An 11,039-nucleotide genomic window follows, 5' to 3' on the forward strand; every position below is an offset into this window, starting at 1 on the left:
GCACTCGCGGATCCGCCGGGCAATGAGCTGCGCGTACTGGGCGCCGAAATCGATCACCAGAACCGTGTCGTAGCCGGCCCCGGGGGAGGCCGAAGGGGTGGCCGGCCGCGGACTCTCGCTGACGGCGCCGGCCCCCACGGGCGTCGCCCCGGCACCGAGCTGGTCTGTCCCCACCGCCCGCGGCCCGCATCCCACGATCGTGGCTGCCAGGGCAAGCACGCCCGCGCCCGCGAGCCAGGCCCGCCCACGGGCGCGGGTCAACGGTCGCCGGTGGCCCTGGGACGGGTGGACGCCGGGCCCGTGCTCGCCTCGCGCTGCACGGCCACTCACCATGGGCACCTCCAAAGATGCTTCCGCGTCGCGTCTGGCGTTGCCCGGCCCGCCTAGCCACGCGGGAATATCGGAACATCCATGACAAATTCGCCGCAGGCTACTGGCGGCGCTCCGCATCCACCACCGAACGCCGCGCGACGGCAGCGTGATGTTCCGTCGGGATTTGGGGAATTCGTGTTCTGTGGCGAGGTCGATCCCGCGCCCCGCCGGGCAGGAGTGCGCCCTGCGGGCGCACTCCCCATCAGTCTCCCGAGAACGGGGCAACAGCCGTTCGGCGCTGATTGATCGTGCCTATCGATAGGCTCGCGAGGTGGGCGTGCGACCGGGAGTTCGAGCGCCGGACCGCAGCCCCGCCGAGTGCGATGTGACCACGCATCATCGGCAAGCGGACAACGACAGCACAAGGGCGATGTGTGACGTGGTCGAAATCTTTGTTTTTCGCGCGGCGCCGGTGTGGCCTGATGGTGCCATGGGCCAGATTTGCCAGCAAGAAAGCGAGCCGCAGGAAACACCCGGAACGCGAGAAAGAAACGTGCGGTCGGCCTCGCGCATCAAAAGGCGAACCGCAGGCGAGCGGTTGCCGCCCGGAATCACCGCTCGCCACTCGTGCCCTGGCCGGTGATGATACCCGGTTCCCCGTTTGCCGGAACTGCATCCGCCAGATCGAACGAACGGTCGTGGACCCGCCGGATTCGGCGAATGCGGCCCCGGCAAGATATCGGGTCTGGAGGGTGGCGACAGACCGATCTCAGCCGGCTGTGACCCGCAGTTCGGCGCTGCTGGTGGCGGCCAGCCGGAGGATGGTGCTGACCGAGGTCATCGCCTCGCGGCGCATCAGGTCGTAGTCGACCATGTCGGTCGTGTCGAGATCGGCGGTGATCAGCCCGTAGGGCCCGGTGATGTAGTTCGCGGTCACCAGGCTGGCGTACCACCAGAAGTAGGTGCCCTCACCGGGCCAGCCGACGGGCTGTTTCGCGCCGGGCGGGCCGGCGGAGATGGGGCGGGCGACGGTGGAGGCGATCTGGTCGCGGCGCACGGCGGCGCTGGTCGCGGCGACCAGGCCCGGGCTGTTGGGCGCGAAGTACGTGCCGAGTTCGGTGCGCCCGGTGGCCTTGATCGAGCCGTCCGCGGCGGGCAGGTACTCCCGCGTGCCGAGGTGCTCGAGGGTGAGGATCGAGCTGATCCGCGGCACCAGGTCGGCGCCGTGCTGGTCGAGAAAGTGCCGGATGCCGACGCCGCCGGCGAAGTGACCCGTCGACAGCATGATCATGATGGTGCGGGGGAGCGAGGCACGGGGAAGCCTGGCGAGGTACTGGGCGGCGGCGAGGATGCCGACCGGGCCGTTCTCCTCGATGCCGTTCGTCCCGTCGGTGTGGGTGTGCAGGACGGTCAGCTCGGTGGACCGGCCCGGGAGGTAGCCGACGAGGTTGTGCGTCGTGGTATCGCGGACGGTCGCCTCGAGCCGGACCGTGGCGGACGCGCCGTTGCCGGCGAGCTCCTTGAGCCGCGCGCCGCCGTCGCGGTCGATCCACAGGCCGGGGATCGGCCGGAAGATCCCGTCGTACGGGGTGTACTGCCGGGCCCATCGCCCGGGCAGGTCCGGCCAGATGCCGACGGTGCCGACGGCGCCGGCCTCGGCGATCAGGTCCAGCGTCCGCGGGACGGTGTTGAGCCAGGGCCGGCGGTAGACGGTCGACGGGCTTCGCGGGTCGCCGGCGGCCTGCAGGTAGGCATCCGGGTAGCTGACGCTGATGAACGCCTGCAGGGTCAGCTCGGTGTAGGCGACCTCAAAGACAACGATCTTCCCTGTGACGTCCACGCTGGCGAGAGCGGCGCGCACCGCGGCCTCGTCGCCGACGCCCACCGGGAGAAGGACCATCGGCGCGGTGACGCCGGCGGGGCCGGTCTGCTTCGAGTACGGCGCGTAGTACGTCGTCGCCAGCTCATCGCCGTCCGCCGTCAGCGACCAGGACGTGGCCAGCCACTGGCGCATCGGCACCGGTTCCAACGCCACATCGGCGACGCCCGCCCGCCGGAACAGCCCGGCGAGCGTCCGCAGGTACCCCTCATGGTTCGCGGCCCCGGTCGCCCGCAGGCCCAGTCGGTCCGCCTCGACGGCGAGCGCCCGCACCTGGCTCGTCGACAGGAACTGCCGCGGGTCTACTGTCTGGGCCGCCGACGCCGAGAGCCGCGCGTTCGGCCAGGCTGATCCCGCCGGGGCCGCGGAACCGCCGCTGCCCGAGCCGCCGCCGCAGGCCGCGAGCAGTCCGCCGGCCGCGGCGAGGGTCGCACCCGTCGCCCCGAGCTGGAGCAACCGCCGGCGGTCGGGGTCGCCACCGTCATCGTGTGCGTCGGAGCCAACGGGCCGCGACCAGACAGGCGCCGTGTTCCGCCTCCTCGGACAGTGAGCCGAACCACCGGCTCACGGGGAGTGGTGAACCTGGCGCGATACTGGTCGCGCAACGCCTCGGGCGCAACCGTTCCGGGGTTGTCATGGTGCCACCGCCGCGGGTGCGATATCGAATGCCTGAGCGAACGCGGCACGTTAAACTCGGTCGCGATGCGCCTCATACTTCTCCGACATGGTCAGACCCCCTACAACGTTGCCGGGGCCCTGGATACCGCGCGGCCAGGAGCCGAGTTGACCGCGCTCGGTCAGGCGCAGGCCAGGGCGCTGCCCGGCGTGCTCGGCGGTGAGTCGATCTCGGCGATCCACGCCTCGGCCCTCATCCGCACCCAGCTCACCGCGGCGCCTCTCGCCGCGGCGCGCGGGCTGACGATCGGGGTCGAGGAGGGTCTCGAGGAGATCGTCGCGGGCGATCTCGAGCTGCGCAGCGACCGGGAGTCCATCGCGGCCTATCTCACCGTCGCCGGCGCCTGGATCCACGGCGACCTGGACCGCGCGATGCCGGGCGGGCAGAACGGTCACGAGTTCGTCGGCAGGTACGACGCCGCGATCGCGAAGATCGCGGCCGCACACGGCGAGCGGGCCACCGCCCTGGTCGTCAGCCACGGTGCCGCGATCCGCGCCTGGACCGGCATCCGGGTCCCCGGTGTCGGGTCCGTCGAGAACCTCTGGCTCAGGAACACCGGAATGGTCATCCTCGACGGCGACCCCTCGGCCGGCTGGAACTTCCTCGCGTGGCACAGCGAACCGCTGGGCGGAGCCGCTCCTCGCGACCCCACGGCGCAGGACGTCACGACGCACGATGTCACGGGCGCTCCGGTGGCCGAGGCCACCGCCGACAACCGCGCGGCGCAGTAGCGCATCAGGCGGTCTCGTCCGGCCTCGCCGCTGCCAGTGCCGCCCGCCACGGGGGCGGGTCGAAAGGGTCGGCGAAATACTGGGTCTCGTGGGCGACGAGGTCGCCGGAGAACTCCATGATGCTCACCGAGTGCGATGGCACTCCGTCGTAAGTGATCACGCACTCGCTCACCCAGAGATCCCCGGTGCCGCGGATCCGGAGCACGGTGAACTGCCGCCGTGCCGGATGGCCACCGCGCTGCGCCTTGATGGTCGCGCGGCCGACGAACCGTTCCCCGGACTGCGGATAGTCGAGGACGGCGGCTGTCGCGTAGATGGCATGCTCGGCCGCGCTGTCACCTGCCGACGCGGCCTGCCAGTGCGCCATGATCGCGGCCTCCTTACCGCGCTGGCGAGCCGTCACTGGGCGCGACCCGCGGCGTCCAGTGGCCGCTCGTCGTCGCCGGCCACCCGCCGGACCTCGATCTTGGAACCGGTGACCGCCGGGATCCGCGTGGCCCACGCGACCGCCTCCTGCTTCGAGGCGACCTCGAGCAGGAAGTAGCCCCCGAACAGCTCCCTGGTCTCTCCGTACGGCCCGTCCGTCGCCACCGGGGTCCCGCCGCTGAAGTCGACCACGACGCTCTGGCCGGCGTCGTCCAGTCCTTCGGCCGCGACGAACACGCCGGCCTTCACCAGGTCCTCGATGTACCGGTGCGTGGAAGCCGCCAGCTCCTCGAACCCGGCGAGCAGGGCCGCGTTCGACTCGTCGGTGCCCCGCATGATCAGCATGTACTTCGCCATCGTGTTCTCCTCCTCGGGCTGGGCCGCCTGCCGGCCTATCCACCCACAGGTCGAACGACCAGCCCGCGGATCGACACGGTGCCGACGAGGAACGCCCGCTCGGTGACGACGACGGATCGTGCGACGACAGACCCTCGGAAGGCCGCGTACGCGACCAGACCTGCGTGGCATCCACCAGAACCGGCGGGGGCGGGATCGGGCGAGACGACTCGCCGCTTACATATCACGCTCGACTAGTTAACTCTATGTGATGATCGGGTCCCGCTCGGCCTGACCCGCACCCGCCTGGACGGTCCATGGCCATCGTCCGGGCGACGCCCCCGTGGCGGGCGCCCGATCCGTCTCCGTCCGCTGACCTGCGGGACTGGAGCGGAGCCCGTAGCCGGCTCGAGGAGTGCAAGGTGCCCGCTCTGTTCTCGCTGTTCTCAGCTGGCACGGTCAGGTGGCGATCCGCCGCCCGACGCCGCGTGGCCCGCCATGTTCTCCTCGCCCTGCCTTTCGCACTCGGTGTACTCACCGTGGCAGGCACGACCGCCACCGCGGCACCCGCGACGGCACCCACCGCGGCCGCGGGGGCTGCACGGGCAGCGGTGGCAGCGGACGCCGCGTCGATCGCGCTCACGGCCAGCGTTTCCCCGACCACGTTCACCACCAACCGCACAGCGCTGACGTTCATCTTCGTGGTCAGCAACACGGGAACGGTTCCGCTCACCGATGTCCGGGTCCAGAGCTACACCTTGTGGTACGGACTGTTCACGACCTGCCCGTCGAGCACGCTCGACGCGGGCGCATCGATGAGCTGCACGGCCCCTTACACCGCCGCCGGCCGCGACTTTCTCGTCAACAGGGTGGTCGGCGCGGGGACGGCGACCGGCCAGGTCCCGTTGGGCCTGGTGGTCTCCTCGGAGCTGGAATCCGCCACCGCGACCTACTCGCCGTTCAACGATGACATCGGCCTGTCGAAGAACGCCGCGCAGGAACGGTTCACCGCCGCGGGCCAGCGACTCGATTACAGCTATGGGATCGTCAACAACACCGACGCCACCCTCACCGACGTGACCGTGCACGACTCGTCCGCTGGACTGTCGCCGATTCTCTGCCCCACCGGCAGCCTCGCCCCGGGCGCCCGGATCATCTGCACCGCCCACTATGTGACGACGGAGGTGGACGTCGCCCTCGGTGCGGTGACCAACGACGCCTACGCCACCGGCATCGCCCCCGGCGGTGAGAATCTCCGCTCGGCGAACCGGTCAGCTTTCGTGACGAAGGTCGGAACCTCCGGGCTGAGCGTGGCGAAATCCGTGGCCCCGGCGACCTTCCGCGGCGCCGAGGAAACCCTGACCTACCAGTACCTGCTCACCAATACCGGCACCGTCAACGCGCTGACGAACATCGCGGTGCTCGATCCCCACCCCGGCCTCGGCCCGGTGAGCTGCCCGGGCGCGGAGCTGGCGCCGGCCGGCAGCATGACCTGCACGGCCACCTACGTCACGACCTGCGCGGACGTCGCCGCCGGCGTGGTCACGGACGCCGCCGCGGCGACCGCCACCATCGAACTCGGCCCCCAGATCGTCAGCGCGCCGACGACGGCGACGACCACCTACCGCCCCGTGCTGGACCTGACCAGGCCGTTCCCACCGATCTGCCTTCCGGTCCTGAACCTCCCACCCATCACGGTCGGGCCGATCCAGCTCCCACCGATCACGTTCCAGCCGTGGACGATCGTCAGCCCAGCCGGCTTGCCGGGCTGAAGGCGACAATTGTGTATCAGCCGGGTAGGACGGGTCTTAGGTGAGACATCTGCGGAGTTGGTTACCGGAAAAGTGACCGGAGTAGTCTGTGTGCGCGATATTGTGCGTCCCTTGCCGGCAGGTCATCGCCTTTGACCCAAGAGGAAGCACACGGTGCAGCTCTATCATTTCGCCGCGCCCGGAGCGGTCGCTCCGACCTACACCACGACGAGTTCCTTCACCGCCCTGTCGGCCCGTGTCGACGTGAACGCTCCGCTAGGATACTCCTTTCTTACCAATGGTGCGAACGTCGCGCCGGTCATCCAGACGCTGGCCGCGCCGGCGGCGCCGGCGCTGTGGGTTTCCGACCTGGGGAACCTCGCCATCGAGCAGGCGGACCTTACCCAGCGCCAGCCCCGGCACTTCTTCGCGGCCCAGAACGCGATCCCGGACTGGAACCGCGCACTCGCCAAGGCCGGTTCCGACTTCCAGCTGATAGCCGAGACAGGTTCAACAGTCACGTTCACCTTACCGGCCGGGGGGCCGGCCCGTACCCTGGTGAAGGTATTTCCGGCGAACCTCAACCTCGGTTCCGCCGGCGACCTGATGTGGCTTACCGAGAACTGCGACGGCCTGATCAGCAATGTCACCGGTTCCGGCGGTGTTCCCGGTGCGGAACTTCGCTCGGTTCTCAACCAGCCGGTCTATTCCGGTGTCGGGGCGGGGCAGGACGAGCAGTGGGAGGAACCGGGGCCGCGCGGGAAGGGATTCGCGAACGGCATCACGGCGGTGGTCGAGCCGACGGTGCGGGCCGGGCTGCACTATTTCGTCCAGGACTCCAAGGACTCCCACGGTGACGTCGGCACGGCAACCTCGGTGGGCGAGCTGCAGCGGGCCCTGCTCAAGGGCCTCAACTACGCCAACAGGCACCTCTATCCCACGGCCGGTCCGGACGGGGCACGCAAGGCGCGGATCCAGGCCTGGCGGGCGAGAGTCACCCCGCTGACGGTCGGCGCCCTGCCGGCCTACGTCGGCGCCGCGCACGCGGTCCAGACCCGGGCGCTGGCGAACCACGTCTGCGCCAGCCTGAACGCGGTCACCGCCAACACCTTCTAGCGGCGCGTCGACCAGCCTCCGCCGGACCCGAATCGACGGTCTGACGCCGCCGGGCCACCTGTGCCCTCAGGCCGGTTTCGAGGCGACGCCCTCATAGGCGAAGCCGATCTGGGCCGTTCCGCTCATCGGGTAGGTCCGGGCCGAGTCCAGGGTCAGCCCGGACTTCTCGACCAGGTCGTCGATGCGACGGTTGAGCTGGCAGCCGCCGGCGATTCTGCTCCAGGCGGGGGTGAGTCGGTTCTGCCAGCGGGCGACGGTGGGGCTGGGGGAGCGGCCGTGCTCGGTGAAGTGCAGGGTGCCGCCGGGCCGCAGCACCCGGTGGATCTCGCGCAGTGCCCGATCGACGTCGGGGATGGTGCACAGAGTCCAGGTCGTGAGCACGTGGTCGACCGACGCGTCGGCGAGCCCCAACTCCTGGCCGTCGAGGCCGACGAACTCGACCGCGAAGGGCGCCGCGGCGATGCGAGCCGCCGCGAGCCTGCGCCCGCCGGCCGCGGGTTCGACGGCGAGCAGACGGGTGACCCCCGAGGGGAGATGCGCGAGGTTGCGTCCCGACCCGAAACCGATCTCCAGAACCTCGCCGGACAGCCCGGCCGCGACGCGCGCCCGTACCTCCTCCATCGACCTGCCGAGCGCGAGATCGACAATCCGGGGCAGCACCTGGTCGTCATAGAAACCCATCGCGACTCCTCCTCGGCAGGTCGCGTCGCGGACTGAAAGAACTGTTGCCAGCCCGTAGTCTATTTTCTGGAGAGCCGTACTCGTGCCTTATCCACGGCTCCAATATACAGCTGCTGTAGGGTGGCGACTACCTCCAACCCATACCGCGGTGCAGGTGAGAGGGTTATTCGGACCGGTACCTGCCGTGGTCGACGTCGGTGCGCGCCGCAGCTGATGTGCGGGCGTGCTGCAGCATGCCCGCCAGCGATGCTCCGTCATTGAGATTGCCGTGGCTATACAGTGATGAACTGGAGATGCACGAAGGGTTCGGCGTCCGGTCCACCAGTGAACCGGACGCCGCAGGATGGGATAGCCGTGCTGAGCTCGTTGAGCGGTTCCGCCGCCGGGAGCTCGGGCTGCCCTCTGGGACCGCACCTTCAAATCAGGGCGTCCGCACGGCCCCGCCCTCGATCTGAGGGAGGTGGCTGGGTGTCGCTGAGGGTTGTTCCTGGACGGTCAGCAGTCGTCCTGGTGCCAGGCGCTCCGCTCGAACACCCACGGTTCGGACTGCTGGTTGATCTCGGCGGTCGAGTACGTGTACGTCACCCGAGCCAGCGTGCCGGCGAGGGTGTCCACCGTGAGGTTCTGAATCGGCTGCACGCCGTACTGGGCCTTCGCCGCCTGGGTCAGGCCGGTGATGTCCGCCTGGCTGAACCGCTGCTGGCAGCGCTGCGACAGCAGCCCGTAGGCGACTGAGCCCTGCCCCGACAGGTAGGCGTCGGAATACGTCCGGACCGCAGTCTCCAACGCCGGCCGGCTGGCTTCGCTCGCGCTGCCCGCCGCCGCAGTGCCGCCAGCTCCTGGCGTCGCTGAGGTGAGATCGCCGGCTGACGAACCACAGCCGGAGAGGAAGATTGCCGCCGCTGAGAGCGCGACCGGAAACATGATCTTTGACTTCATCGTAGGTCCCCCGATTTCCGCATGATGACCGTGAACCGTATACGGGTGGTGCGCTGCGTCAGCAGGCACATTCGTTCAGCGCACCGAACTCACCGCGGGCGGCCGGTGAATCGGGGTGCGACTACGGTCCGACGGTCTCGCCCGGCTTCGTCAGCCGGTGAGCAGGGCGGTCGCGGCGAGGGCGAGGACCGTCGCCGCGATGCTCGCGCGGATGGGCAGCTGGACCCGGTCGGCCAGCGATGGCTGCCGCGAGATCGCGGACAGCGGACCGGCGATCATCGTCAGCAGCGCGCCCGCCCACACCAGCGCGGACAGGTCCGCCGGTCGCGGGTCGAGTCCGATCACGACGATGGTGGCGATCAGCGCGGCGGCGAACAGGGCTTGGGGCAGCAGGAGGATCGACATCCGTGGCAGCGCGGTCTTCGCGGTGGTGCCGGCCTCGGGTCGCCCGGAGAGCACGACGCGGACGAACGCCAGCGCGTACAGCGGCGCGTTGAACAGGGTGCTCGCGATCGTCCGGTGCGCGCCGCGAAGACCGGCGTGGTGGGCGACGATCAGTGTCGAACCCGCCAGGTACGGCATGGCGTGCAGCATGTAGGACGTCAGCGAGACGCCGGCGCCGAGCTGGATCCCGCCGACGGCGCTCAGCGGCGGACCGAGCAGGAACATCATCTGGGCGCACGCCACCAGATAGCCGATGCCGGTGTGCAGGTAGTGCGCGCGCTGCCAGCGGGTGAGCCCCGGTTTGCGCAGCGGGTTGTCGAACAGCAGCAGGCGTAGCCCGTCCATCGCCCAGCGGCTGCGCTGGCGCGCGTACTCGGCGGCGGTCGCCGGTGCGATGCCGACGGACACCGGCTCCGGATGGTAGACGCTGCGCCAGCCGCGGGCGTGCAGCTCGTAGGACGTGTGCAGATCCTCGACGATGTTCCATTCACTGAATCCGCCGACGGACTCCAGTGCGGCCCGCCGGTACAGGGTGCCGTTTCCGCAGGAGCTCGCCGCGCCGTCGCGGTCCTTCGCCGGCTGTATTGCCCGGTAGAGCATCGGCTCGGCATTGTTGAGGACGTCGTGGCGGCCCACGTCGAAACGCTGCTCGGTGCAGACGAATCCCACCGCCGGAACCCGGAGATAACCGAGGACGCGTTCGGCCAGGTCTCCGACGGCGATGTGGTCGGCGTCCAGCGTCATGATGGCCTGGGCGTCGGTGCGGGCCAGCGCGTGGTTCAGATTCGCCGCCTTGCCCTTCGGCCCGTCCGTCCGGGTGAAACAGGTCAGCCCGAGCCGGCCGGCCAGCTCGTCGATGTCACGCCAGTTGTCCCGCCGGGCGATGCGGCCGTCGTTGAGGACATAGGTGCGGTGCGGATAGTCGATCGCGATGGCGGCGCGCAGTGTTGCCTCGACGATGTCCGCCGGCTCGCCGCAGACGGTGACGTACACGTCGAGCGTGCCCACAGGCGCCGGCGCGCGGCGGGCGAGTCCCGGCCGGATCCGGGAGGTCATCACCGCCGTCCACACGATGGTGAGGTAGCTCGCGACCTCCGCGGCGTAGAACAGGTGGCCGGCCACGCCGGTGCCGTGCAGGCCACTGGCCCGCCAGGCCAGGTACACCGCCCCGATCACGACGACGGCCAGCGCCAGGGCAGGCCCGGCGAGAGCCGTGCACCTCCCTGCGGGTACCCGCACCCAGGCGTCCTCGTCCGCCAGCGGCGCCGGCGTGGACGGAGGTCCGAGGGCAGGACCGGCGCCGCCGGCCGAAACCTGCGAGGGCACCGCGGGCCGCGGGGGTGCCGCGATGCCCGTCGGTGTCATTGATGGGTGCCGGTGAAGCTCCGGCTCCGCCGACAATGTGGTGACCTCGCGGACGTCCGCAGCACTTACCCCGTCGGGTCCGATCTGAGTCACATGATCTCCCCTCGAATGTGCTGGGCATCCTCCCATCCCGCCTTTCCGCTGAAGGCACCGGCCGGTAAGAACTCGGTCAACCAGGTGTAATATTAAATCTGCACGAGGGAATAAAACGTGCAGTGCGTAATTTCCGAATTCTGCTCGGGGGAGGGGGGGGGGGGGGGGGGGCGCGGGGGCGGGGGGGGGGGGGGGGGGGGGGGGGGGGGGGGTGGGGGGGGGGGGGGGGGGGGGGGGGGGGGGGGTGGGGGGGGGGGGGGGGGGGGGGGGGGGGGGGGGGGGGGGGGGGG

Annotated in this window: 10 protein-coding genes and 1 pseudogene; 3 read left to right on the forward strand and 8 right to left on the reverse strand. The window is 70.2% G+C overall.

Features of this window, described 5'->3' with window-relative positions; all coding sequences use genetic code 11:
• Together MXD58_RS10855 and MXD58_RS10860 are read right to left on the reverse strand one after the other, a co-directional pair.
• Positions 1-330 (reverse strand): annotated as a pseudogene (locus MXD58_RS10855) (hypothetical protein); the annotation flags it as partial.
• A gap of 751 nt (positions 331-1,081) precedes the next feature.
• The gene (locus MXD58_RS10860; RefSeq protein ID WP_248837433.1) at positions 1,082-2,647 is read right to left on the reverse strand and encodes a zinc-binding metallopeptidase family protein; all 1,566 of its coding nucleotides are present in this window, start codon (positions 2,645-2,647) and stop codon (positions 1,082-1,084) included.
• A 246-nt stretch (positions 2,648-2,893) separates the two neighbouring features.
• Between MXD58_RS10860 and MXD58_RS10865 the strand changes: the two genes are divergently transcribed.
• Positions 2,894-3,598, forward strand: coding sequence for a histidine phosphatase family protein (locus MXD58_RS10865; RefSeq protein ID WP_248837434.1), 705 nt, complete (start codon positions 2,894-2,896; stop codon positions 3,596-3,598).
• Positions 3,599-3,602: 4 nt separating this feature from the next.
• Here the strand turns inward: MXD58_RS10865 and MXD58_RS10870 are convergent, their stop codons facing one another.
• Positions 3,603-3,965, reverse strand: coding sequence for a hypothetical protein (locus MXD58_RS10870; RefSeq protein ID WP_248837435.1), 363 nt, complete (start codon positions 3,963-3,965; stop codon positions 3,603-3,605).
• A gap of 32 nt (positions 3,966-3,997) precedes the next feature.
• Positions 3,998-4,381: a YciI family protein gene (locus tag MXD58_RS10875; protein ID WP_248837436.1), complete on the reverse strand. Its 384-nt coding sequence runs from the start codon at positions 4,379-4,381 to the stop codon at positions 3,998-4,000.
• Positions 4,382-4,782: 401 nt separating this feature from the next.
• On the opposite strand from MXD58_RS10875, the gene MXD58_RS10880 reads away from it, so the two are divergent.
• Entirely contained in the window at positions 4,783-6,132 is a 1,350-nt protein-coding gene (locus MXD58_RS10880) for a CLIPPER-2 domain-containing protein (RefSeq protein WP_248837437.1), read from the forward strand.
• A 153-nt stretch (positions 6,133-6,285) separates the two neighbouring features.
• Positions 6,286-7,227 (forward strand): hypothetical protein, encoded by a 942-nt coding sequence (locus MXD58_RS10885; RefSeq protein ID WP_248837438.1) that lies wholly within the window; start codon positions 6,286-6,288, stop codon positions 7,225-7,227.
• Between the two features lie 66 nt (positions 7,228-7,293).
• On the opposite strand, the gene MXD58_RS10890 is transcribed toward MXD58_RS10885, so the two are convergent.
• From MXD58_RS10890 to MXD58_RS10905, 4 genes are all read right to left on the reverse strand, one after another.
• On the reverse strand, positions 7,294-7,908 hold the full coding sequence (locus tag MXD58_RS10890) for a class I SAM-dependent methyltransferase (protein WP_248837439.1): 615 nt from the start codon (positions 7,906-7,908) through the stop codon (positions 7,294-7,296).
• A 495-nt stretch (positions 7,909-8,403) separates the two neighbouring features.
• Positions 8,404-8,847, reverse strand: a complete 444-nt coding sequence (locus MXD58_RS10895; RefSeq protein ID WP_248837440.1) for a hypothetical protein — start codon at positions 8,845-8,847, stop codon at positions 8,404-8,406.
• A 150-nt stretch (positions 8,848-8,997) separates the two neighbouring features.
• On the reverse strand, positions 8,998-10,530 hold the full coding sequence (locus tag MXD58_RS10900) for a glycosyltransferase family 2 protein (protein WP_248837441.1): 1,533 nt from the start codon (positions 10,528-10,530) through the stop codon (positions 8,998-9,000).
• Between the two features lie 311 nt (positions 10,531-10,841).
• On the reverse strand, positions 10,842-11,039 hold a 198-nt coding region (locus tag MXD58_RS10905), incomplete at its 5' end, for a hypothetical protein (RefSeq protein ID WP_250609278.1).

It is taken from the genome of Frankia sp. AgKG'84/4, assembly GCF_023242965.2.
Lineage (GTDB): Bacteria > Actinomycetota > Actinomycetes > Frankiales > Frankiaceae > Frankia.